At 70.9% G+C, this 23,449-nt stretch carries 17 protein-coding genes; 6 read left to right on the top strand and 11 right to left on the bottom strand.

Annotated features, from left to right (window positions below; genetic code table 11):
- Nucleotides 1-198: 198 nt before the first annotated feature.
- From ACIQWG_RS08685 to ACIQWG_RS08665, 5 genes are all read left to right on the top strand, one after another.
- A complete protein-coding gene (locus tag ACIQWG_RS08685; protein WP_404093507.1) occupies nt 199-1,860 on the top strand; it encodes a glycoside hydrolase family 13 protein in 1,662 nt (553 codons plus the stop codon).
- Nucleotides 1,861-2,003: 143 nt separating this feature from the next.
- Nucleotides 2,004-3,380 carry an alpha-amylase family protein gene (locus tag ACIQWG_RS08680; RefSeq protein WP_404092107.1) on the top strand — a complete coding sequence of 459 codons (1,377 nt, stop codon included), beginning with the start codon at nt 2,004-2,006 and terminating at the stop codon, nt 3,378-3,380.
- A gap of 115 nt (nt 3,381-3,495) precedes the next feature.
- Entirely contained in the window at nt 3,496-8,904 is a 5,409-nt protein-coding gene (gene pulA / locus ACIQWG_RS08675; RefSeq protein ID WP_404092105.1) for a pullulanase-type alpha-1,6-glucosidase, read from the top strand.
- A gap of 75 nt (nt 8,905-8,979) precedes the next feature.
- A complete protein-coding gene (locus ACIQWG_RS08670) occupies nt 8,980-10,644 on the top strand; it encodes a SpoIIE family protein phosphatase (RefSeq protein WP_404092104.1) in 1,665 nt (554 codons plus the stop codon).
- Between the two features lie 44 nt (nt 10,645-10,688).
- The gene (locus ACIQWG_RS08665; RefSeq protein ID WP_404093506.1) at nt 10,689-11,045 is read left to right on the top strand and encodes a 5-carboxymethyl-2-hydroxymuconate Delta-isomerase; all 357 of its coding nucleotides are present in this window, start codon (nt 10,689-10,691) and stop codon (nt 11,043-11,045) included.
- Here ACIQWG_RS08665 and ACIQWG_RS08660 read toward each other — a convergent pair.
- The 5 genes from ACIQWG_RS08660 to ACIQWG_RS08640 form a co-directional block, all read right to left on the bottom strand.
- Nucleotides 11,042-11,731, bottom strand: a complete 690-nt coding sequence (locus ACIQWG_RS08660; RefSeq protein ID WP_404092101.1) for a TetR/AcrR family transcriptional regulator — start codon at nt 11,729-11,731, stop codon at nt 11,042-11,044. The genes ACIQWG_RS08665 and ACIQWG_RS08660 overlap by 4 nt on opposite strands.
- A gap of 56 nt (nt 11,732-11,787) precedes the next feature.
- Nucleotides 11,788-12,810: a PDR/VanB family oxidoreductase gene (locus ACIQWG_RS08655; RefSeq protein WP_404092100.1), complete on the bottom strand. Its 1,023-nt coding sequence runs from the start codon at nt 12,808-12,810 to the stop codon at nt 11,788-11,790.
- Nucleotides 12,810-13,688 carry a metal-dependent hydrolase gene (locus tag ACIQWG_RS08650; RefSeq protein ID WP_404092098.1) on the bottom strand — a complete coding sequence of 293 codons (879 nt, stop codon included), beginning with the start codon at nt 13,686-13,688 and terminating at the stop codon, nt 12,810-12,812. Before ACIQWG_RS08650 ends, ACIQWG_RS08655 begins: the two co-directional genes overlap by 1 nt.
- A 94-nt stretch (nt 13,689-13,782) precedes the next feature.
- The gene (locus tag ACIQWG_RS08645; RefSeq protein WP_404092097.1) at nt 13,783-15,708 is read right to left on the bottom strand and encodes a hypothetical protein; all 1,926 of its coding nucleotides are present in this window, start codon (nt 15,706-15,708) and stop codon (nt 13,783-13,785) included.
- 70 nt (nt 15,709-15,778) lie between these two features.
- Nucleotides 15,779-16,330: a tetratricopeptide repeat protein gene (locus ACIQWG_RS08640; RefSeq protein ID WP_404092095.1), complete on the bottom strand. Its 552-nt coding sequence runs from the start codon at nt 16,328-16,330 to the stop codon at nt 15,779-15,781.
- Nucleotides 16,331-16,399: 69 nt separating this feature from the next.
- Here ACIQWG_RS08640 and ACIQWG_RS08635 point away from each other — a divergent pair, with 69 nt between their 5' ends.
- On the top strand, nt 16,400-16,831 hold the full coding sequence (locus tag ACIQWG_RS08635; RefSeq protein WP_404092093.1) for a hypothetical protein: 432 nt from the start codon (nt 16,400-16,402) through the stop codon (nt 16,829-16,831).
- A gap of 75 nt (nt 16,832-16,906) precedes the next feature.
- Here ACIQWG_RS08635 and ACIQWG_RS08630 read toward each other — a convergent pair whose 3' ends face one another.
- The 6 genes from ACIQWG_RS08630 to ACIQWG_RS08605 all read right to left on the bottom strand — a co-directional run bounded on the left by ACIQWG_RS08630 (nt 16,907) and on the right by ACIQWG_RS08605 (nt 23,445).
- The gene (locus ACIQWG_RS08630; protein WP_404092092.1) at nt 16,907-18,472 is read right to left on the bottom strand and encodes a DUF1996 domain-containing protein; all 1,566 of its coding nucleotides are present in this window, start codon (nt 18,470-18,472) and stop codon (nt 16,907-16,909) included.
- 204 nt (nt 18,473-18,676) lie between these two features.
- Nucleotides 18,677-19,330: a LuxR C-terminal-related transcriptional regulator gene (locus ACIQWG_RS08625; RefSeq protein ID WP_404092090.1), complete on the bottom strand. Its 654-nt coding sequence runs from the start codon at nt 19,328-19,330 to the stop codon at nt 18,677-18,679.
- Nucleotides 19,315-20,568, bottom strand: coding sequence for a sensor histidine kinase (locus ACIQWG_RS08620; protein ID WP_404092088.1), 1,254 nt, complete (start codon nt 20,566-20,568; stop codon nt 19,315-19,317). The genes ACIQWG_RS08625 and ACIQWG_RS08620 overlap by 16 nt, the downstream gene beginning before the upstream one ends.
- 52 nt (nt 20,569-20,620) lie before the next feature.
- Entirely contained in the window at nt 20,621-21,649 is a 1,029-nt protein-coding gene (locus tag ACIQWG_RS08615) for an SDR family oxidoreductase (RefSeq protein WP_404092085.1), read from the bottom strand.
- Between the two features lie 72 nt (nt 21,650-21,721).
- The gene (locus ACIQWG_RS08610) at nt 21,722-22,273 is read right to left on the bottom strand and encodes a winged helix-turn-helix domain-containing protein (RefSeq protein WP_404092084.1); all 552 of its coding nucleotides are present in this window, start codon (nt 22,271-22,273) and stop codon (nt 21,722-21,724) included.
- Between the two features lie 248 nt (nt 22,274-22,521).
- Complete coding sequence (locus ACIQWG_RS08605; RefSeq protein WP_404092081.1) at nt 22,522-23,445, bottom strand: DUF6891 domain-containing protein; 924 nt, start codon at nt 23,443-23,445, stop codon at nt 22,522-22,524.
- Between the last annotated feature and the right edge of the window lie 4 nt (nt 23,446-23,449).

Genomic DNA, 23,449 nt, shown 5'->3' with positions numbered 1-23,449 from the left:
CCGTCAGGGGCGCGGGGAACTGCGCGACCAGCCCCGACGGCGCCGCACCAGAACCCGAGGCGGTCGCGGTGGCCATCCGACCCCGCTGCCACCGCGACCGCCTCGTCATCACCGCTGCATGCACACCCTGACCCCATGACCCTTCCCCCGCTCTCGGATTCGCTCCAGCGTGGGGACCCCCACCGCACCAAGGACGCCATGAGCCAGCAGCACTCCGCCATCGCCCCGGCCCCGAACCCCGCCAAAGCCAAGCGCGGCGACTGGTGGCGGGACGCGGTGATCTACCAGGTCTATCCGCGCAGCTTCGCCGACAGCAACGGCGACGGCATGGGCGACCTGGAAGGCGTACGCTCCCGCCTGCCCTATCTGCGCGACCTCGGGGTGGACGCCGTGTGGCTCAGCCCCTTCTACGCCTCACCGCAGGCCGACGCCGGCTACGACGTGGCCGACTACCGGGCCGTCGACCCGATGTTCGGCAACCTGCTCGACGCGGACGCGCTGATCCGCGACGCCCATGAGCTGGGGCTCAGGATCATCGTCGACCTGGTCCCGAACCATTCCTCCGACCAGCACGAGTGGTTCAAGCGGGCCGTCGCGGAGGGCCCCGGCTCCCCCCTGCGGGACCGCTACCACTTCCGTCCCGGCAAGGGCAAGAACGGCGAACTGCCGCCCAACGACTGGGAGTCGATCTTCGGCGGCCCGGCGTGGACGCGCGTCGAGGACGGGGAGTGGTATCTGCACCTCTTCGCGCCCGAGCAGCCCGACTTCAACTGGGAACACCCGGCGGTGGGGGACGAGTTCCGCTCGATCCTGCGCTTCTGGCTGGACATGGGTGTCGACGGCTTCCGGATCGACGTGGCCCACGGCCTGGTGAAGGCGGAGGGCCTGCCCGACCTCGGATCCCATGATCAGCTCAAGCTGCTGGGCAACGATGTCATGCCGTTCTTCGACCAGGACGGCGTGCACGTCATCTACCGCCAGTGGCGCACGATCCTCGACGAGTACGCGGGCGACCGCATCTTCGTGGCCGAGGCCTGGACCCCGACCGTCGAACGCACCGCGAACTACGTCCGCCCGGACGAACTGCACCAGGCCTTCAACTTCCAGTACCTGTCGACGGAGTGGGACGCGGCGGAACTGCGCACGGTCATCGACCGCACCCTGGAGGCGATGCGCCCGGTCGGCGCCCCCGCCACCTGGGTCCTCTCGAACCACGACGTCACCCGGCACGCCACCCGCTTCGCCAACCCGCCCGGCCTCGGCACCCAGATCCGCACGGCCGGCGACCGCGAGCTCGGCCTGCGCCGGGCGAGGGCGGCGACCCTGCTGATGCTCGCGCTGCCCGGCTCGGCGTACGTCTACCAGGGCGAGGAACTCGGCCTGCCGGACGTCGTCGACCTGCCGGACGAGGTCAGGCAGGACCCGGCGTACTTCCGGGGCGCCGGGCAGGACGGGTTCCGTGACGGCTGCCGGGTGCCGATCCCGTGGACGCGCACGGGATCGTCGTACGGCTTCGGCACGGGCGGCAGTTGGCTGCCGCAGCCGGCGGGCTGGGGCGAGCTGAGCGTCGAGGCCCAGACCGGCGACGGCGACTCCACCCTGGAGCTGTACCGCGCCGCCCTGGCCACCCGCCGTGCTCAGCCCGACCTGGGCGCCGGTGAGTCGGTGGAGTGGCTGAAGGCGCCCGAGGGCGTCCTCGCCCTCCGGCGCGGCGAGTTCGTGTGCGTCGCCAACACCGGCGGCGAGTCGGTGACCACCCCGTCCTACGGCCGTGTCCTGCTCGCCAGCGGTGAGATCGGCGAGACGGGCGGCGAGGTGAAGGTGCCGGGGGACACCACGGTGTGGTTCACGACCGCCTGATCTGACGGTTCGTCCGCTCCGCAAGTTCTTTCGTTGAATTTCACACGGCCCGCTGCCCTTTTGGGCAGCGGGCCTCTAACATCTGGCCACCGCAAGGTTTCTGAAAGATTGCAGCAAGAACCTTCAACGGAGAAGGACCCCACATGGCCAGCAACAGAACCCTCGCGAGCGCGCTCGCGCTCGCCGCGGCGGCGACGGTCGCCGCCCCGGTCACCGCCCATGCCTCCCCTCCCGGCACCAAGGACGTCACCGCCGTCCTCTTCGAGTGGAACTTCGCCTCGGTGGCCAAGGAGTGCACCAACACCCTCGGCCCCGCCGGATACGGCTACGTCCAGGTCTCCCCGCCCGCCGAGCACATACAGGGCGCGCAGTGGTGGACGTCGTACCAGCCGGTGAGCTACCGGATCGCCGGGCGCCTCGGTGACCGCACGGCCTTCCAGAACATGGTGAACACCTGCCACGCGGCCGGTGTGAAGGTCGTCGTCGACACCGTCATCAACCACATGTCCGCCGGCAGCGGCACGGGCACGGGCGGCTCGTCGTACACCAAGTACAACTACCCGGGCCTGTACTCGTCCTACGACTTCGACGACTGCACCGGCCAGATCAGCAACTACCAGGACCGCTGGAACGTCCAGCACTGCGAACTGGTCGGCCTCGCCGACCTGGACACCGGTGAGTCCTACGTCCGCGGCGCCATCGCCGGGTACATGAACGACCTGCTCTCGCTGGGCGTCGACGGCTTCCGCATCGACGCGGCCAAGCACATGGACGCCGCGGATCTCGCCAACATCAAGTCCAGGCTGAGCAATCCGTCGGTGTACTGGAAGCAGGAGGTCATCCACGGCAGCGGGGAGGCCGTCCAGCCCACCGAGTACACGGGCAACGGCGACGTCCAGGAGTTCCGCTACGCCTACGACCTCAAGCGGGTCTTCAACAACGAGAACCTCGCCTACCTGAAGAACTACGGTGAGGGCTGGGGCTACATGAGCAGCGGTGTCTCCGGTGTCTTCGTCGACAACCACGACACCGAGCGCAACGGCTCCACGCTCAGCTACAAGGACAACGCCAACTACACGCTGGCCAACGTCTTCATGCTGGCCTGGCCCTACGGCGCGCCCGACATCAACTCCGGCTACGAGTTCTCCGACACGGACGCCGGTCCGCCCAACGGGGGTTCGGTGACCGCCTGCTGGCAGAACGGCTGGAAGTGCCAGCACAACTGGCCGGAGATCAAGTCGATGGTCGCGTTCCGCAACGCCACCCGCGGCCAGTCGGTGACCAACTGGTGGGACAACGGTGGCGACGCCATCGCCTTCGGGCGGGGGAGCAAGGGCTTCGTGGCGATCAACCACGAGTCGAGCGGCCTGAGTCGCACCTACCAGACGTCCCTGCCCGCCGGGACGTACTGCAACGTGCAGAACAACACGGCCGTGACGGTGAACTCCAGCGGTCAGTTCACGGCCACGCTGGGCGCCGACACCGCTCTGGCGATCTACGCCGGCAAGAGCGGCTGCTGAGCGCTCAACTGAAAGTTCTTACCGATGGTTTCAAGCCTCTTGCTGTAAGTGTTGCGGCGGCGATACGGTCGCGCGGGGTCGGACCCAAAGAGCCGTCATCGCAAGGAGCCCATCTGTGATACCGAGATGGCCGACGCCGTCGAGGCGTCGAACCGCCCGTACCGGACGGGTCGCTGCGGTCACCGTGACCGCGCTGGCCGCAGCGCTCGTCCAGCCCCTCGCGGCGCGGGCGGACACCCCGCCCCCGCCCCCCTCCGACGCCAGGCTCGCCGCCGAGCCGGCCCGGCACGACGCCACCCGCGACCAGTTCTACTTCGTCCTGCCGGACCGTTTCGCCAACGGCGACACCGGCAACGACAAGGGCGGTCTGACCGGTTCGCGCCTCGCCACCGGGTACGACCCCACCGACAAGGGCTTCTACCAGGGCGGCGACCTCAAGGGCCTGACCAAGCGCCTGGACTACATCAAGGGCCTCGGCACCACCGCCATCTGGATGGCGCCGATCTTCAAGAACCAGCCCGTGCAGGGCACCGGGAGCGACGCCTCCGCCGCCTACCACGGTTACTGGATCACCGACTTCACCCAGGTCGACCCGCACTTCGGCACCAACAAGGACCTGGAGACGCTCATCTCCAAGGCCCACGCCAAGGGCATGAAGGTCTTCTTCGACGTCATCACCAACCACACGGCCGACGTCGTCGACTACCGGGAGAAGTCCTACGACTACCTCGCCAAGGGCGCCTTCCCGTACCTGACCAAGGACGGCAAGCCGTTCGACGACGCCGACTACGCGGACGGCAAGTCCGCCTTCCCGGCCGTCGACAAGGACTCCTTCCCGCGCACCCCGACCGTCCCCGCCGCGAAGAAGGACCTCAAGGTCCCGTCGTGGCTCAACGACCCGACGATGTACCACAACCGGGGCGACTCGACCTTCGCCGGCGAGAGCTCGGCCCACGGCGACTTCTCCGGCCTGGACGACCTGTGGACCGAGCGTCCCGAGGTCGTCAGCGGTATGGAGAAGATCTACCAGCGCTGGGTGCGCGACTTCGACATCGACGGCTTCCGGATCGACACCGTGAAGCACGTCAACATGGAGTTCTGGACCCAGTGGGCCACGGCCCTCGACTCCTACGCGGCCGAGCAGGGCCGTGACGACTTCTTCATGTTCGGCGAGGTCTACTCCGCCGACACCTCCGTCACCTCGCCGTACGTCACCCAGGGCCGCCTCGACGCCACCCTCGACTTCCCCTTCCAGGAAGCCGCACGGCAGTACGCCTCCCAGGGCGGCAGCGCGGGCGAACTCGCGGGCGTCTTCGGCGACGACTACAAGTACACGACCGACAAGGCCAACGCCTACGAGCAGGTCACCTTCCTCGGCAACCACGACATGGGCCGCGTCGGGTACTTCCTGAACCAGGACAACCCGCAGGCCACGGACGCCGAGCTGGTGAAGAAGGCCAAGCTCGCCAACGAGCTGATGTTCCTCAGCCGCGGCAACCCGGTCGTCTACTACGGCGACGAACAGGGCTTCACCGGCGCCGGCGGCGACAAGGACGCCCGCCAGACCCTGTTCGCGTCGAAGACCGCCGACTACCTCGACGACGACCAGCTCGGCACCGACCGCACCCACGCGAGCGACGCCTACGACACCAGGGCCCCGCTCTACCGGCAGATCAGCGCCCTGTCCCAGCTCCGCAGGGCCAACCCGGCGCTCGCCGACGGCGTCCAGACCGAGCGCTACGCGGCCGACGGCGCCGGCGTCTACGCCTTCTCCCGCACCGACGCGAAGACCGGTACGGAGTACGTCGTCGCGTTCAACAACGCGGGCGACGCGAGGACGGCGACCTTCGCCACCGGTTCGGCCGGCATGACCTTCAAGGCGATCCACGGCACCGACGGCTCCCTCAGGAGCGGCGCCGACAAGAAGGTCACCGTCACCGTCCCCGCCGGTTCGGCGGTCGTCTACAAGGCGGCCGGCAAGCTCGCCGTGCCCGCCACCGCGCCGACGATCACGCTGAAGGCCCCGGCCGCCGGCGCCACCGGCACCGTCGAGGTCGGCGCCGATGTCGACGGCGGACAGCTCAACCGGGTCGTCTTCGCCGCCCAGGCCGGAAACGGCAGGTGGAAGACGCTGGGCTCCGCCGACCACGCCCCGTACAAGGTCACCCAGACCATCGGCGCGGACGTACCGGCCGGCACCGCCCTGCGCTACAAGGCCGTGGTCATCGACACCGCGGGCCGCACCAAGAGCGCCACGGCGGCCTCCACCACGGGCACCCCGCCCGCGCCCGAGACCCCCACCGCCTCCTCCCGCGACTACGCGGTCGTCCACTACAAGCGCGCCGACGGCGACTACGCCAACTGGGGCCTGTACGCCTGGGGCGACCTCGCCGAGGGCGAGTCCACCACCTGGCCGGACAGCCACCCCTTCATCGGCCGTGACTCCTACGGCGCCTTCGCCTACGTCAAGCTGAAGCCCGGCGCCTCGTCCGTCGGCTACCTCGTCATCGACAAGGACGGCAACAAGGACGTCTCCACCGACCGCACGATCGACGTCACCAAGACCGGCGAGATCTGGGTCGAGCAGGGCAAGGAGGCCGTCCGCACCGAGAAGCCGGCGGCCGACTACCCGGCACCGGACAAGTCCAAGGCCGTCCTGCACTACCACCGCGCCGACGGGAACTACGACGGCTGGGGCATGCACACCTGGACGGGTGCCGCGAACCCCACCGAGTGGTCGAACCCCCTGAAGCCGGTGAAGACTGACAGCTATGGTGCGGTCTTCGAGGTACCGCTCACCGACGGTGCCACCAGTCTCAGCTACATCCTCCACAAGGGCGACGAGAAGGATCTGCCCTCCGACCAGTCGCTCGACCTCACGGCCAACGGCCACGAGGTGTGGCTGTTGAGCGGCCAGGAGAAGTACCTGCTCCCGCAGCCGGCCGGGTCCGCCGCCGCGCTCGACCTGACCACCTCCAAGGCGGTCTGGATCGACCGGGACACGGTCGCCTGGAACGGCTCCGACGCGGCCGCCTCCACCCAGCTGCTGTACAGCCGGGACGGCGAGATCGCGGTGAAGGACGGCGCGCTGACCGGCGACGCCAAGTGGCTGCGGCTGTCGAAGACGTCGCTCACCGACGCCCAGAAGGCGAAGTTCCCGCACCTGAAGGACTACACCGCCTGGTCCGTCGACCCCCGTGACCGCGACCGGGTCCGCGAGGCCCTGCGCGGCCAGGTCGTCGCCTCCCAGCGCGCGGCCAACCGGGCCGTGCTCGCCGCGACCGGCGTCCAGATCGCCGGTGTGCTCGACGACCTGTACCCCGCGGCGACGAAGGCGGACCTCGGACCGGTCTTCGACAAGGGCCGCCCCACGCTGTCCGTCTGGGCGCCCACGGCACAGTCGGTGAAGCTGGAGATCGGCGACTCCACCGTCGCCATGAAGCGCAGCGACTCCACCGGCGTCTGGTCCGTCACAGGCTCCAAGTCCTGGAAGAACAAGCCCTACCGGTACGTCGTGAAGGTCTGGGCGCCCAGCGTCCGCGAGGTCGTCACCAACAAGGTCACCGACCCCTACTCGGTCGCCCTCACCGCGAACTCCCAGCGCAGTCTCGTCGTCGACCTCGCCGACCGGCCCCTGGCGCCGAGCGGCTGGTCGACGTACACCAAGCCGAAGGCGGTGCCGCTGAAGGACGCGCAGATCCAGGAACTGCACGTCCGGGACTTCTCGGTCGAGGACCGGACGGCGAAGAACCCCGGCGGCTACCTCGCCTTCACCGACAAGCTCAGCGACGGCTCCCGGCACCTGCGGAAGCTCGCCGAGGCGGGCACGTCGTACGTCCATCTGCTGCCGGCCTTCGACATCGCCACCATCCCCGAGCGGAAGTCCGACCAGGCGAGCCCCGACTGCGACCTCGCCTCCTTCCCGGCCGACTCCGACCAGCAGCAGGAGTGCGTGGCGAAGACCGCCGCGAAGGACGCCTACAACTGGGGCTACGACCCGTACCACTACACGGTGCCGGAGGGCTCGTACGCCTCCGACCCCGACGGCACCGCGCGTACCGTCGAGTTCCGCGAGATGGTCAAGGCGCTCAACGAGGACGGTCTGCGGGTCGTCATGGACGTCGTCTACAACCACACGGCGGCGAGCGGCCAGGCGGACACCTCCGTCCTCGACCGGATCGTCCCCGGCTACTACCAGCGGCTCCTCGCCGACGGCTCGGTCGCGAACAGCACCTGCTGTGCCAATACCGCCACCGAGAACGCCATGATGGGCAAGCTGGTCGTGGACTCGATCGTCACCTGGGCCAAGGAGTACAAGGTCGACGGGTTCCGCTTCGACCTGATGGGCCACCACCCGAAGGCCAACATCCTCGCCGTCCGCAAGGCCCTGGACGAGCTGACCCTCGCGAAGGACGGCGTCGACGGCAAGAAGATCATCCTGTACGGCGAGGGCTGGAACTTCGGCGAGGTCGCCGACGACGCCCGCTTCACCCAGGCCACGCAGGCGAACATGGCCGGCACCGGTATCGCCACCTTCTCCGACCGGGCGCGGGACGCCGTACGCGGCGGCGGGCCCTTCGACGAGGACCCGGGCGTGCAGGGCTTCGCCTCCGGGCTCTACACCGAGCCCAACTCCTCGAAGAGCAACGGCACTCCGGCCGAGCAGAAGGCCCGCCTGCTGCACTACCAGGACCTGATCAAGGTCGGCCTGTCCGGCAACCTCGCCGACTACCGCTTCACCGACACCGACGGCAAGGAGGTCAAGGGCTCCGAGGTCGACTACAACGGCTCACCCGCCGGTTACGCGGCCGCCCCCGGCGACGCCCTCGCCTACGCGGACGCGCACGACAACGAGTCACTGTTCGACGCCCTCGCGTTCAAGCTGCCCGCCACGACCGGCGCGGCCGACCGGGCCCGGATGCAGGTCCTGGCCATGGCCACGGCGACCCTGTCGCAGGGCCCGGCGCTCTCCCAGGCCGGCACCGACCTGCTGCGCTCCAAGTCGCTGGACCGCAACTCCTACGACAGCGGTGACTGGTTCAACGCCATCCACTGGAACTGCGCCGACGGCAACGGCTTCGGGCGGGGGCTGCCGTTGGCGGCCGACAACGCCTCCAAGTGGCCCTACGCGAAGCCCCTGTTGGGCACGGTCAAGGTGGGCTGCGAGCAGATCGAGGGCGCCTCGGCGGCGTACCGGGACCTGTTGCGGATCCGTTCGACGGAGGGCGCCTTCTCGCTCGGTACGGCCGAGCGGGTGCAGTCGAAGCTGTCCTTCCCGCTGTCCGGCAAGGACGAGACACCCGGTGTGATCACCATGCGGCTCGGCGACCTGGTCGTCGTCTTCAACGCGACGCCCGAGCGGCAGGAGCAGCGCGTCACCTCGCTCGCGGGGGAGGGGTACCGGCTCCATCCGGTGCAGGCCTCGGGCGCGGACCCTATCGTCAAGTCGGCTTCCTATACGGAGGAAACGGGCACGTTCGCCATTCCGGGGCGTACTGTCGCGGTCTTCGCGCGAGCCCTCTGATACGGCACTAGCGTGAGTGGGGCGGGCCCGGTCGACGGGTCCGCCCCACTCACGCCTATCCGAGGGCAGCCGACGATGGACGGTTACGGCAAGCGGTCGGGCGCGACCGTGATGGTCGTCGATGACGTCCCGACCAACCGCTACGCCATGGGCGCCGTACTGCGCCGGGCGGGCCATGACGTCGTACCCGTGGGGAGCGCGGGCGAGGCGCTGAGCGAGCTCGACGTGCGGCTGCGGGCGGGCGCCTTGCCGGACGCGGCCCTCGTCGACATCGGGCTGCCCGACATGAACGGCTTCGACCTGTGCCGCCTGGTCAAGTCCCGTCCGTCCACGTCCGCGCTGCCCGTGGTCCACTTCTCGGCGATGGCGATGGACGCGGGGGACCGGTGCCGGGGGCTCGACGCGGGCGCCGACGCCTATCTGACCGTGCCGGCCGAACCCCGGGAGATCCAGGCCGTCATCCAGGCGGCGGTCCGCAGGGCGCGCCGGGGCACCGCCGCCGAGACGCTCGCGCACCGGCTGACCATACTGTCCGAGGCCATCGTCACCGTGCAGACCGCGCGCTGCCTGGGGGAGCTGGCCGACGCGGCGGCCGCGGGCGCGGCCCGGCTGACGGGGACCCCCGCGGTGGTCTTCGTCCTGGGCCCGGAGGGCGAGGCGCACCGCGGCACCTCACGCAGCCGGCTCGCCGTGCCCGACGCGAACGCCTACGACACGGCGGCACGGCTGATCGCCCGGATCGCGCAGCGTTGGTCCGGCCGAAGCGGCGTGCACAGCACGGTGGTCCCGGCACAGCTGTGGCCGACGGGCTTCTTCCGCCCGGGCATCCGGGAGGACGCCCACCTGATACTGGCCTCGGCCCGGGAGAGCCGCGCCAGGGTGTGCATCGCGACACCGGCGGCCACAACGCCCCCCAGGGCAGCGACCAGCCACGACCCGGCCGCGGCACTTCCCGTCGCGCCACTCCCGGCGGAGCACCCCGCGGAGCGCCTCGCCCAGGCCACCGCGCTCGCCGCCGAGCCGCTGCTGATGTACCAGGCGGAGCGGGACATCGCCCTCACCCTCCAGCACAGCTTCCTGCCGCAGCCGCACCGACTGCCGCATCTGCCGGGCGTCGACCTCGTCGTGCGGTACGTGCCCGCCTCCCGGCTGACCGAGATCGGCGGAGACTTCTACGCCGCCCTGCGCACCTCGGACGGGGTGCTCACCGCGGTCGGGGACGTCGTCGGGCACTCGCTGGACGCGGCCACCGTGATGGTCGAGATACGGCACGCGCTGCGCGCCTACTGCGTCGAGGAGAGCGACCCGCGCGCGCTCGCCGAACGGCTCGACCGGATGCTGCTGCACTACCACCCCGAGGTCACCGCCACGGTCTGCCTCGCCCTGGTCGACCCCGGCACGGGGCGGGTCCGGATCGCCAACGCGGGCCACATCCCGCCGGTGATCGTGCGGCAGGAGGGCAAGGCCGAGTACGTGCCGGTGGGCGGTCCGCTGCTCGGGCTGGGTCTCGACCGGCCCGAGCCGACCGAGCTGGTGCTGAACCCGAAGGACCGTCTGCTGATGGTCACCGACGGCCTCATCGAGACCCGGGGCATCGACCTCGCCGACTCCATGGAGCAGCTGCGCACGGCCGCCGCCGACGCCCCGGCCGGCCTCGACGGGCTGTGCGACACCCTGCTGGGCTGCTTCGGGCACGACCGGGAGGACGACATCGCGATGCTGGCGCTGCGGTTAGGGTGAGCGCTGCCGACGTACAAGCATCAACATCTCTTGGGGGCGTGCTCGTGCCGCAGATCACCGTCGACTACTCGGAACAGCTCACGGACGGCTTCGACCGGCCCGGTTTCGCGCGGGCGCTGCACACCGCCGTGGTCGAGATCGCGGCCGCGAAGCCGCCCGCCTGCAAGACGCAGTTCCGCGGCGGCCAGGACACCACCGTCGGCGACGACACCGACGGCCACGCCGTCGTGCACGTCACCCTGGGCCTGCTCGCCGGCCGCACCGACGAGACGAAGGCCCGGCTCACCGAAGCCGTACTGGAGTTGCTGCGGCAGTACGTGAAGCCCGCCGAGGGCCTCGTGCTGCACGCCTCCGCCGAGGTCCGCGACCTCGACGCCTCCTACCGCAAGTTCGACAGCTAGGACGCCAGCGCGATCAGCCGGGTGACCAGGTCGGCGAACGGGCCGTCGGCCGGCTCCTCCTTCAGCATGCCGCGCAGCAGCGTGCCCATCTCCTCGTCCTGGGCGGCGCTCACGGCGGCCAGCGCGGCGAAGTCGTGCACGAGCTGGACCTCCAGCTCGCCGCGCGGGATGCGCCGGCCGTCCAGCCAGATCAGCGCGGTCGACTCGGCGAGCGAGATCCAGGAGCGGACGACCAGTTCCAGTCGCGCCGGCGGATTCTCCACGCGTAGGTGCGAAAGAATCTGGACATACGCGGCCTGCCGGACGGAGTCGATCAGGGCGTTGGTCGCCGTCGAGCCGACCGCCGGGCCGCCGCGCATCAGCGCCGAGAAACCGGGGCCGTGGTCGTCGACGAAGTCGAAGAACCGCCGCATCACCCGCAGCAGCCGCGCCCCCAGCGGCCCGTCGTGCGGCTCGACGAAACGGCCCGCCAGTTCCTCCGAGGCCCGCTTCAACGCGGCTTCGTACAGGCTGAGTTTGCCGGGGAAGTAGTGATACACCAGCGGCCGCGAGATGCCCGCGGCGGAGGCTATCTCGTCGATCGAGACATCGTCGGGCGAGCGCTGGCTGAACAGTTCGAGGGCGACGCCTATCAACTGCTGCCGCCGCTCCTCGACTCCCATTCTTCGCCGTACCCCGGTAGTCATACGAACACCTTACCGATCGATTCCGGCCCCGAACGGACCGGACCGACCGCGGTTGTTCACATGTCCAGTACGAGCCGGTCACCCAGGGCCCGCGACACACAGATCAGCATCGAGTCACCGCGCTCCGCGTCGGTCAGCAACTCGTCCCGGTGGTCCACCTCGCCCTCCAGAACCCGCTGTTGGCAGGTCCCGCAGAAGCCCTGCTCGCAGGAGTAGGCGGTGTTCGGCAGTTCGGCGCGTACGGCGGCCAGTACCGTCGAGTCGGCCGGCACGGTCAACGTCCGCCCGCTGCGCCGGAGTTCCACCTCGAAGGCGCCGCCGGCAGCGGCTCGCGGTGTGAACCGCTCCAGCCGGACCGACGGCAGGCGCCCCGCCACCGCGGCCATCAGCCCCTCCGGCCCGCAGCAGTACACGGCGGCGCCCTCGGGCACGTCCGCGAGGAACGCGTCGACGTCCGGCACCCCCTCCACGACCGTCACCCGGCCGGCGCCAAGCTTCTCGACCTCCTCCAGGAACGGCATCGAGGCACGGTCGCGCCCGCAGTACAGCAGTCGCCACTCGGCGCCCTCGGGCAGCGCCCGCAGCATCGGCAGCACCGGCGTGATCCCGATCCCGCCCGCGACGAAGACGTACGAGCCCGCCTCGACCAGCGGGAACCGGTTCCGCGGCCCCCGCACCTCCAGCTCCATGCCCGCGCGGACCTGCTCGTGCACCTCGCGCGAGCCGCCCCGCCCGTCCGGGACCAGCCTGGTCGCCACCGTGTACGACGAGGTGTCCTCCGGGTCGCCGCACAGCGAGTACTGCCGCACCAGCCCCGACGGCAGCACGAGGTCGAGATGCGCGCCGGGCTCCCAGCGCGGCAGATCGTGCCCCTCCAGCCGTAGCAGTACGACCCCTTCGGCGGCCTCCTCGCGCGCGGCCACCAGCACCCGCAGCGCCCGCGACCGGGGCCGCCCGGACACCGGCTCCTCCAGGGCGGGCATCGGCCACAACGGCGAGACGCGGATACGGCGGCGCATCGCCCGTCGCGCGAGCAGGGCGGCCCCGGCGACGACGGCGACGGTCCTCAGCTTCGGCATCAGGCGGCACCCTTCTCCGCGGCGAGGGCGGCGGGCGAGGTGGCGAGATAGGCGACCGCCTGCTGGGTGGAGCACTCCTGCGAGGGGTGATAGGCCCGGCTCAGATACCGCGGGATGGATCTGAGCATGTCCCCGGCCGCGGGAAGCGTGCCGTGCCTGCCGCGGACGTAGAAGTCCTTGAAGGTGGCCCGGCCGTCGACGAGGGTCGGGTCGTTCTCCATGAAGAACCGTGCCCCGCGCTGCCAGAGGAAGACCAGAGCCGTGAACGCCGTCGCCCAGGTCCGCACCCGCCGCCGGTAGTCCCCGTCGACGTGCGTGAACAGGTCGAAGGCGACCGAGCGGTGCTCGACCTCCTCGGCGCCGTGCCAGCGCAGCAGGTCCAGCATGGTCGGATCGGCGCCCCGGCGGTCCAGTTCCTCGGCGTTGAGCACCCAGTCGCCGAGGAAGGCGGTGTAGTGCTCGATCGCCGCGATGAGCGCGACCCGCTCCATCAGCCACCAGCGCCGCGCCCGGCCCGGCGGCAGCGTACGGTCGCCGAGCAGCTTCTCGAAGAGCCAGTCGACCTGCGCGGTGTACGGCGTCGGGTCGAGCCCCTGCTCCCGCAGATGGGGCAGCACCTCGTCGTGGGCCTGGGAGTGCATCGCCTCCTGCCCGATGAACCCCAGGACGTCCTCACGCAACTGCTCGTCGCGTATGTACGGCAGCACCTGCTTGTACACGTGCACGAACCATCGCTCACCGGCCGGCAGGAGCAGATGCAGCACATTGATGGTGTGCGTGGTGAGCGGATCCCCCGGCACCCAGTGCAACGGGGTGTCGTCCCAGGAGAAGGACACCTTGCGGGCCTTGAGCGGCACCCGGTCCTGCGTATTAGACATGGCGTCAATGTACTGACGGGTAAGTCCCGGGTGAAGCCCCGTGCACGACGTTGTTTACGCGACTGTCAGCAAGGGCTGCTCGCAGCCGCGCCGCTCACTTCAGTCCGCCGATCGACCGCCCGTTCTCCAACGTGCCCTTCAGCTCGGCCTGCGCACCCTGCTTCGCCCGTACGGTCAGCAGATTGCTCCCGGCGCTGCCCCGCACCCCGCCCGTGGCGCGGATCGACTCCGTGTCGCGGGTGCCCGCCGCCATCAGGTACCAGTCGCCCGCCTTCGCCTTCCACAGCACCCCGGCCAGCACATGCGGATCCCGCGCCCCGCACGCCGGCACGTTCTGCGCCTTGGCCACGACTGCCGCCTGGGGGGTGCCCGGCGTGCGGAACTGGGCCAGCACCCGCTCGCCGCCGCCTCGCCAGGTCTCGGCGCGGGTGCACGACCAGTCCGCCGCGCCGCTGCCGTCGGGCAGCGTCTGCCGGGCGAACGACCAGGAGTTGACCGTGCGCACACCCGCGGAGCGCAGCGCGCCCAGCCAGCACGAGGAGGGCGCCCAGGCGTGCAGCGCCCGCGCGCCGGTCACGTCCTGCGCGGCCCCGGGGCGGCCCGAGGTGAGCCGGGCCGGGACCAGTTCGGCCAGGTCGGTCAGCAGCCGGGTGCCGGCGCTGTCGGTCACCTGGAGGACGTTCCACGAGGAGCAGGCGCCGGCCTGCTGGGAGACGGGACTGGACAGCGGTGAGGTGACGCCGTCGGTCACCGTGAGGTCCATGGCCCCGGAGTCCGGCTTCAGCAGGTCCCGCTCGGCCGCCCCCTTCACCCAGGGCGCCAGCAGATAGCGGACGTTGCCGTCGGCCCGGCTCAGCACCACCGCGCTCGCCTCCGCCCTGGTCGCGCCGTCGACCCGGGAGAAGTCCAGGGCGGCACCGGCCGTGCCGTCGGCCGGCTCGGCGTAACGCGCGATGCGCAGACCGTCGTAGAGGATCACCACGCGCGCGGTGTCGACGGTCCCGGCGAACAGCAGCTGCGGGGCGCCGGGCGGGCCGCCCGCGGGGGTGCCGGGTGTCGCCGAGACGGTGACCGTCTCACCGGGACGGGCCCATACGGCGAGGGCCCGGCGCAGCAGGGCGGAGTCGCCGGTCAGGTCGCCGCGCGCGGGCCACACGGAGTAGTCGGTACGGGCGGCGGACTGCCAGGCCAGCGCGGGGACCTTCGTCAACTGGGCCGGGTCCAGCGCGGCCTCGGCCGCCGGGTTCTGCGCATACGAGGGCGCGGCGGGGCCGTCGGGGGCCCAGCCCTCGCCGGGCAGGCCGAGCAGCGCACCGCACACGAGCAGCGCGGCACCGGCGGCCAGCGCGGCCCGCAGATGCTGCCTGCGCCGCATCAGGTCGGTCGGCCGGGCCTGGAGCGAGCAGGGGTCGAACTCGGGGGAGTCGAGCAGCGCGTACTGCGCCGGGACCTCGTCGGCCTCGTCCAGCGCGTCGTCCACGTCCTCGACGCCGGCCGCCGCCAGGATCTCGCGTACGTCGCCGTCCGGGAGCTTCTCCAGGCCGCGCAGGACGTAGGCCGCCCGCGCCGGGCCGGACAGCGCCGACAGCCGCTGGTCCAGGGCGAGTTCGTCGGCGCCGCCCGACCGGGGGAAGAGGCGCAGGCCCCAGACCTGGGGCAGCAGGGGCGGCAGTTGGGAGCGCTTGGGCCAGGCCGCGCGGACCAGGGGCAGGCCCGCCTCCAGCGCCGTACGCAGGACGCGCAGGCGGAGGAAGGTGTACCCCGGGTCGCCGTCGCGGCCCGTCGCCTGGGCCGGGATCACGGGCGTGGCCGAGGCCCGGCCGCGGGGCAGAGCGCGCTGGGTGAGGGAGTGCGCGGTCACCACGCGCCGGTTGCGGCCCAGGCTCGGCGGCAGCACCAGGTAGGCCAGCCGGACCAGACGCGGGTAGTGCTCGACGAGCGCGGCCTCGGCCCGCTCGACGTCGACGACCGGCTCGGCCGGGGCGGGTGCGGGGCGTGAGGCGACATCCTGTGACTGCACGTTCAGCAGAACGAGCGAATCGGCGGTTGGTCACCGTCACCAGGGGGCGCTGGGCGGTCGTGGGCCCGGTTCAGGCCTCGGGCTCCACCAGTGCTCGGGCATAGTTCGTCATGGACCGCTGATACCGGGGCAAATGCCCTGCGAGCGCGCCGAGTACGAGAGACAGACCCTCCCGGTCCCGCCCGAGGCTGGACAGGCACAGCGCCAGGGTCGCCCGCACCGCGTCGTCCAGCTCGTCGGAGGGCGCGTCCAGCTCGGGTGTCAGCAGCTTGACGCCCTCCTCCGCCTGTCCGATGTTGCGCAGCGAGCTGGACAGCTGGATCTTCGCCCGCCGTCCCTCGTAGCCGCTCAGTCCGCGGGCGAGGGCCTCCCGGTACAGCGGCACGGCCCGGTCCGAGTGACCCGTCGAGTCCCAGGCGCAGGCCTCCTCGAACGGGCCGAGGGGGCTGTCGGCGGGCAGTTCGGCGACGAGGGCGTCGATGACGGCCCGGAAGTCGGCCGCCTCCTCTTCGCGGTAGCTGTCGAAGGTCGCCCATGCCGCGGTCACGCGGTCTTCCCAGTCCTGGTTCACCGGGCCACACTCGCACACCCGTGCCCGTGAGAGCCTCTGAATTGAGCGCATCGCCCACCACAGCCGTATGGGAGGCGAGGGCCCCGCCGGGGCTCTGTGCGGCATGGACCGGAGGAACGGATGAGACTGACCCGACCGATGCTCGCGCTGACCGGCGCGGTGGCGGTGCTCGCGCTGGCCGGCTGCGGCTCCGGCGGCGACCAGGAGGCCGAGGTGCCGCAGACGGCGACCGGCAGCCTGGAGCATCTGGCGGCCGTGGCGAAGTGCGACCCGAACATGCAGACCGACGCGGACACGATCCGCCAGGCCATCTGCAAGACGGGCAAGGAGAAGTACATCCTCGCCACCTTCGCCACCGACCGCGGTCAGCGCGAGTGGATCAACCAGGCCAAGGACTACGGCGGGTACTACCTCGTCGGCCGCAAGTGGGTGGCCGTCGGCCACGAGGACGTCGTGGCGGCGCTGCGCGGAGAGCTGGGCGGGGACATCGAGATCGGGACCGACCACTCCGGCGGCCACTCGGGCGGCCACTCCGCCTCCCACCAGGGCTGACCGGCACCGACCCGGACACGCGAAAGCCGGCGGTGGGAGATCCCACCGCCGGCTTCCTCGTGTTCCCGGTGCGGACTACTGGCAGTCCTCACCACTGTTGATGCACTGGACCACCTGGTTCATCAGGTCTTCGGACATGAAGTTGATGAAGTCGTTGTGGTCGGTGATCGGCTTGTGCAACTGCTCCGGGAAGCCGTCCACCGCGAACGGGTTCACCAGCTGCCCGTTCTCGATCTGCGGGGCGGGAACGTCGTAGACCAGCTTGGCCTGAAGCTGGGGGATCGCCTGGAAACCGTTGGCGCAGGTGCCGTCCGCCTGGACGAAGGCCACGTGGTCACGGTGGTTGGCGCTGTCGATGTTCTGGCCGTCCCAGCAGCTCTGGAAGTTGGACGTCCGCACCACCGAGCTGCCCTCGGGGCAGATCGGGTACTGCTCCGTCAACTGCCGGTCCTCGAAGCCGGTGCAGCTCCAGGAGGTGTTGGCGTTCGCGAGACCGTTGGTGAAGGCCTTGGCGTCACCGGTGATGATGCGCAGGGCCGTCGGCATCGCCACGACCTCGCTCGTCCTGTTGCCGACGAACTTCAGCTCCGCCTGGGAGGCGCGCAGGACCGTGCCCACGTTGCCTTCCAGACCGCCACCGGCCTCGTTGGCGTCCGCCTCCTGCGAACCGTCCTGAAGACGCAGCACCGGCCAGTAGTACGTGGACTTGTCGTCCTGGTTCTGGCAGCTGGTGTCGGCCTGGAGGAACTCCTCGTCGCTGGTGAAGGCGTCGTTGTCCTGGTTGCCCACGTAGTCGTGGCGGTGGTGGGCACCGTTGTCGACACCGGGAGCGACGATGATGTTGTCGGTGTTGGCGTTGCCGTTCTCGTTGGTGCCGCACTCGGTGGTGAAGGTACCCGTCGAGCCGGAGTCGCCGTTCGCCGCCAGACCGTTCTGGAGGTTGCGGGAGTTGGGCTGGACGTCCTCGATGTTGACGAAGTCCTGCGCCACCGGGCCGTTGCCGGCCTGGCCTCCGTTGCCCTCGGGTACCGGGTCGAGGCCGTTGTCCTGACCCTGGTCCTGACCGCCGTCCTGACCCTGGTCCTGACCGTCGTTGTTCTGGTCCTGACCGTCGTCGTTCTGGCCGCCGTCGTTGTTCTGACCGCCACCGTTGCCGTTGTTGACCTGGTCGGCCGGGACGCCCTGACACTGGGCGAACTGGCCGAGTCCCCGCGGCGCCTTGCCGCCGGATCGGTTGATGTTGATGCCGATACGGTCCAGGGTCGCCACACGCTTGGACTTCAGCGGGCCGAGGATGGCGTTGTCGACGTAGCTGGAATCACCTGCCTGGGCCTGACGCGTGTCGGCGAGACGCGCATAAGCGTCCGTGATCTGTTTGTCGAGAAGGGCCAGCTCCTTGGCGACCCCTTGCCGCGCGCCCCTCGGTACGTTCCGCAACTTCTGCCCGACATCGGGGCAGTTGATGGTCGCGACCTGGGCGTTCGTGGACTTCGTCCGGTTCCACCCAGAGTTGTTGTCCTCGTGCGCCGAGGCATAGAAGTTGGCCCATACAAGCCCGCCCCCACCGAGCGCTAGGGCTGCCGATGCGGCTATGGCCTTGGTGGCCAGCGGCGTACGGCGTTTTCTTGTGTTGCGTCCCATGGAACTCCTCTGACTTCCTTTTTCGGGGGCATCGAGGGCGCCCGACAGGAGTGAAGCGGCTCCCATTCATACGGAGGCCGTCCCAGGGGTGTTCAGTCGTCCCGGAAATCGTTGAAAGATTCGTGAGAACGCTGTGTGCTCAACCGCCTCTGAAATACCAGGAGTTGTTGATCCCGCACGAGGGGTGAATGAACGAGTCCGGTTTTACCGGCCGTGGTCGAGATACGCGAGAACGGCCAGCACGCGACGGTTGTCGTCGTCCGACACCTCCAGGCCCAGTTTGGCGAAGATATTGGCGGTGTGCTTGGCGATCGCCCGTTCCGTGACCACGAGCCGCTCGGCGATCGCCGCGTTCGTCCGTCCCTGCGCCATCAGCTCCAGCACCTCCCTCTCGCGGGGCGTGAGCCGGGCCAGCGGCTGGTCGCCGGCCGCCCGGCGGCTCAGCAACTGCTGGATCACCTGCGGGTCCATCGCCGTACCGCCCGCCGCGACCCGCCGTACGGCGTCCACGAACTGGTCCGCGTCGAACACCCGGTCCTTCAGCAGATACCCCACCCCGCCACTGCCGTCGGCGAGCAGCTCCCGCGCGTACAGCTGCTCCACATGCTGCGAGAGCACCAGCACCGGCAGTCCGGGCCTGTCGCGCCGGGCCGCCAGGGCGCATTGCAGCCCCTCGTCGGTGTGCGTCGGCGGCAGCCGTACGTCGACCACGGCGACGTCCGGGTCCAGCTCGGCCAGCGCGCGGCTCAGCTCGGGGCCGCTCTCGACGGCCGCCGCGATCTCGAAGTCGTAGGCCTCCAGGAGCCGGACCAGCCCGTCGCGCAGCAGGAACAGGTCTTCGGCTAGGACAACGCGCAAGGAATCTCCATGGTCACCATGGTGGGGCCGCCCACCGGGCTGCTGACGGCCAGGACGCCGTCGAATGTACCCAGTCGCCGTTCGATCCCGGCCAGGCCCGAACCGGCCCCGATCACCGCGCCGCCCCTGCCGTTGTCGGTGACGCCGATGCGCAGCATGCCGTTCGTGTGGTGCAGGTCGATCCAGATCCGGTCGCCGCCCGCGTGCTTGACGGCGTTGGTCAGCACCTCGCTGACCGCGAAGTACGCCGCCGACTCCACCGGCGCCTCCGCCCGCCCGGACAGCTCCACGTTCACCTCGGTGGCGATCGGCAGCCGCAGCGCCAGCGCCCGCACGGCGTCGCCCAGTCCGCGCTCGGCGAGCACCGGCGGGTGGATGCCGCGCACCAGGTCGCGCAGCTCGGCGAGGGCCTCGGCGGAGGACCGGCGGGCCTCAGCCACGAGCTGCTTCGCCTTCGCCGGGTCCTTGTCGAGCAGCATCTCGATGGTGCCGAGGTCCATGCCCACCGCCACCAGCCGGGCCTGCGCCCCGTCGTGCAGATCGCGCTCGATCCGGCGCAGTTCGGCGGCGGAGGTGTCGACGGCGTCCCTCCTCGTCTCCGTCAACACCCGCACCCGTTCGGTGAGTTCACCCTGGTCGGAGCCGAGGACGGCGCGGGTCAGCAGGAAGTGGACCTGGAGCAGGCGCGCGGTGAAGAAGTGCGCGAAGAACAGCAGGACGAGCGCGAGAGCCGCGGCGCCGAGCGCGGACGTCTGATCGGTGACCCGTACGAAGCCGTACCAGTACCCGTCGGGCAGGATCCGCCACAGCCCCGCCGCGATCGCGAACCCCTCCAGCGGATAGACGACCAGCGCGGCCGGCAACACAGCCGTGATGAACCCCGCGGTCATGTCGACCGGCAGCCACAGCAGGTCCCGCCAGGTCGCCGGATCCCTCAGCATCCCGAAGGTCCGCGTCCACGGACCCGCGCCCTTCGGCAACGCCCGGTACGTGGGCGGGATCCGCACCCCGCCCCACTCGGCCGCGAGCACCCGCCGCCAGTCGGCGAAGATCCGCACCCCCGTCAGCACCCACGGCGTCGTGACGATGCCCACGCCGATCGGGATGAGCACGAGGGACACGAGGGAGAGGACGAAGCAGAGGACGGCTCCCGGGAGGGAGACCAGGGCCAGCGCCAGCCCCCGGAGCGCGGCGATCCCCAGGTCCCTCGGCCGCCCGCTTTTCGTGTCGTCGGTCATGGCGTCAGTCTCGCGGAGGCGCCGGCGGCGGTCACGGGGCCGAGCCCCCGGATCAGGGGGTGGTGCCAGATACACCCTCCCCGTCCGCCGCGAGCACCTTCGCCTCCACCTGCGGATCGAGCCCCTTGAACGTCCGGTTCTCCCGCAGGGGCGCGGTACCGCCGAGGCTCTGGAGCCACCGCCAGGTGTCGGCGACGGTCTCCTCGACGGGCCGGCAGCGCAGCCCCGTGGCGACCGCCCGGGACACATCGGCACTGTGCAGGGCGTCATGCATGTCGCTGCCCGGCGGCACCCACACCGGCAACTGGGTCCACGGCTCGATGCCCGCGTCCAGGATCACCTCGGGCTCGGTCCAGCGCAGCTCGGCGCTGCCGCCGACGGCCGCCGTACAGGCGTCGAGCAACTCGCCCATCGTGGCGTGCCCTTGCCGGCTCATCAGGTTGTACGGCCCGCTCAACTCCTGTTCCACCGCCCCCAGAACCCACTCCGCGAGGTCGCGGACGTCGACGTACTGGAGGGGAAGGTCCCGGGGCCCGGGCGCCAGCACCGGACCGCCGCGCGCGATCCGCCCCAGCCACCAGGGCAGCCGCCCCACGTTCTCGTACGGTCCGAGCAGCAACCCGGCCCGCACCAGCACCGAGCGGTCCGACCCGAACGCCTCGACGGCGGCGAGCTCACCGCCCCGCTTGTCGCGCGCGTAGTCGGTCCGCTCGGCGTCCGCCTCGGCACCCTCCACCAGCGGCGCGTGCTCGTCGTAGCCCGCGGGCGGGGCCCACTCGTACACCGAGCAGCTCGACACATAGACATACCGCCCGGCGCGGCCCCGCAGCAGCCGCGCCGAGTCCCGTACGGCACGCGGCGCCGCCGACCAGGTGTCCACGACGGCGTCCCACTCGTCCTCGGTCCCGGCGAGGGCGGCGAGGCCCTCGGGCGCGGTGCGGTCACCGAGCAGCGACCGCACCCCGGCCGGAGGCTCGTGCCGTCCCCGGTGGAAGACGGTCACCTCCCAGCCCCGCCCGAGAGCCGCCTCCACGACGGCCCGCCCCGCGAACTCCGTCCCACCCAGCACCAGAAGTCTCATACCGCCGACTCTGCCCGGGGCCGGCGCCGGACGGAACAGGGCTCTGCCGTCAGCAGAGGGCGGCCGGCGGGATCAGCGCCCGGCCGGCGGCGCGTACTTGTACCCGACCCGGCGGACGGTCCGGATGGTGTTCCGGTGCTCGGCGCCCAGTTTGCGGCGCAGCCGGGCGATGTGGACGTCGACGGTGCGGCCGTCGCCCACATGCCCGTAGCCCCACACCGTGGTGACCAGCTGATCCCGGGTGTGCACTCGGTGCGGGTTGGCCACCAGATGGGCGAGCAGCTCGAACTCCAGGTAGGTCAGATCGAGTTCACGCCCGTCGACCGCCGCGGTACGCCGTCCGGAGTCGACGGTGACGAGCGGGTCGCCGCCGATCTCGGCAGGCTCCGGGACCGGCGGCTGCCGGTCGGCCGGGACGAGCACCAGGTAGCCGATCATCGGCGGCTGTCCCGGCAGCGCGGGCAGGGCGTGCGGGGGAGCGGGCAGCCAGGTGGCGCCCGGGGGCAGGAGGTCCGCGATGTCGATCACCTCGTCCCGGTCCACGGCGCGCAGATGCTGCCGTGTGCCGTTGGACGAAGGAGAGTTGAGCGTGGCGGCGGAGGACAGGGAACGAGTGGTCGCCATGAGAGGTCAGCTCTTTCGCGCGAGAGGTCCGTCGTGGGAAGGAACGTCGTTCGCGCTGGCCGAAGGCCGGGGGTGACGGCTTTAGAGGGCCCGCGCGTTCACCGCGCGGCAACACACCCGGTCGAAGTCGTGGTGCTGACGGGAAGGCCAGAAGGGCTCCAGGTCATGGCGACCCGTCGCGGAGTGTTTCTGGAAGCCGGCCATGACCCCATTGAAGCAGACACCCGCTCGGCGCGGGACCCTTCGTCTCAGCCCTCCAGCCGTTTGTCCCAGGTCAGCGGTGTGACGTTGATCGCCTGCTGCGGGGAGCCGTCCCACTGCGTGGACAGCCCGGCCCCGGCGAGCGCGGCGACGACCTCGCGCCCGACACCGGTGGTGGTCTCCTCGGAGCCGTCGAACCCGCCGTAGTAGAGCGACAGTCCGTGCCCCTCGGCGGCATGCTCGACGACCTGCTGGTGGAAGAAGACGAAGCCGCGCGCGTCCTGCCGCTCGGCGCCGATCTCCGCCATGCCGCAGCTTCGGCAACAGGTGAAGTTCTCCCGGGCGGTGATGCCACTCGCCTCCAGCGCCCGGAAGGCCTCGGTGAGCCGCTCCGGATCGGTCACGCCCTGCCATGCCGCCTGCTCGTCGAGTCTCTCCCGCCACAGCCGGTCGACCAGCTCACGGGCCTGCGCGCCCGACACGGGCCGCTCTTCCTCGTCGTCGACCAGATACTCCTCGGCGGCCTCGGCGAGCGCCGCCCGGTCGTCGTACCCGCACCGCAGCAGCGTGCGCACCCGGCCCTCCACCTCCGCGCGCACCGCGTGGGGAAGCTCCGGCACCTCCTGCGGCGGATCCACGGCGACCGGCGTCCAGGTGAACCCCTCGCCCCAGCCGTCCCGCTGGAGCGCCCACCCCACCAGCGCGTCGGCCACCGCCTCGGTGTCCGCCACCACGGTGCCGAAGAAGCGCTCCCGGCTCTCGCGGTACTCCAGCCGGTAGTCCCCGCCGCGCTCGTGCCACACCTGGGCGAACACCTCCGGCACGTCCGGTATCCGCTGCATCACCAGCCAGCGGTCGCCGGGCTCCCCGAGCCGTCGCACGACCTCTCGCAGCCGCTGCTGGGACGGCCGCGCATACGTCTCGCCGTACTCCGTCCCGACCTTGACGGCCGGCCCCCGTTCGCTCTCCATGTCC

Source organism: Streptomyces sp. NPDC098781, assembly GCF_044759995.1.
Lineage (GTDB): Bacteria > Actinomycetota > Actinomycetes > Streptomycetales > Streptomycetaceae > Streptomyces.
Note: the sequence above shows the minus strand (reverse complement) of the source record. Positions and strands in the feature narration are given on the sequence as shown.

What these genes read in the sequence shown, in the direction of transcription:
- ACIQWG_RS08660 (WP_404092101.1), bottom strand. Translation starts at nt 11,731, where the DNA reads ATGACTACCGGGGTACGGCGAAGAATGGGAGTCGAGGAGCGGCGGCAG.
- ACIQWG_RS08630 (WP_404092092.1), bottom strand. Translation starts at nt 18,472, where the DNA reads ATGGGACGCAACACAAGAAAACGCCGTACGCCGCTGGCCACCAAGGCC.
- ACIQWG_RS08640 (WP_404092095.1), bottom strand. Translation starts at nt 16,330, where the DNA reads ATGCGCTCAATTCAGAGGCTCTCACGGGCACGGGTGTGCGAGTGTGGC.
- ACIQWG_RS08635 (WP_404092093.1), top strand. Translation starts at nt 16,400, where the DNA reads ATGAGACTGACCCGACCGATGCTCGCGCTGACCGGCGCGGTGGCGGTG.
- ACIQWG_RS08685 (WP_404093507.1), top strand. Translation starts at nt 199, where the DNA reads ATGAGCCAGCAGCACTCCGCCATCGCCCCGGCCCCGAACCCCGCCAAA.
- ACIQWG_RS08650 (WP_404092098.1), bottom strand. Translation starts at nt 13,688, where the DNA reads ATGTCTAATACGCAGGACCGGGTGCCGCTCAAGGCCCGCAAGGTGTCC.
- ACIQWG_RS08655 (WP_404092100.1), bottom strand. Translation starts at nt 12,810, where the DNA reads ATGCCGAAGCTGAGGACCGTCGCCGTCGTCGCCGGGGCCGCCCTGCTC.
- ACIQWG_RS08610 (WP_404092084.1), bottom strand. Translation starts at nt 22,273, where the DNA reads ATGGCGACCACTCGTTCCCTGTCCTCCGCCGCCACGCTCAACTCTCCT.
- ACIQWG_RS08605 (WP_404092081.1), bottom strand. Translation starts at nt 23,445, where the DNA reads ATGGAGAGCGAACGGGGGCCGGCCGTCAAGGTCGGGACGGAGTACGGC.
- ACIQWG_RS08670 (WP_404092104.1), top strand. Translation starts at nt 8,980, where the DNA reads ATGGACGGTTACGGCAAGCGGTCGGGCGCGACCGTGATGGTCGTCGAT.
- ACIQWG_RS08615 (WP_404092085.1), bottom strand. Translation starts at nt 21,649, where the DNA reads ATGAGACTTCTGGTGCTGGGTGGGACGGAGTTCGCGGGGCGGGCCGTC.
- ACIQWG_RS08680 (WP_404092107.1), top strand. Translation starts at nt 2,004, where the DNA reads ATGGCCAGCAACAGAACCCTCGCGAGCGCGCTCGCGCTCGCCGCGGCG.
- ACIQWG_RS08620 (WP_404092088.1), bottom strand. Translation starts at nt 20,568, where the DNA reads ATGACCGACGACACGAAAAGCGGGCGGCCGAGGGACCTGGGGATCGCC.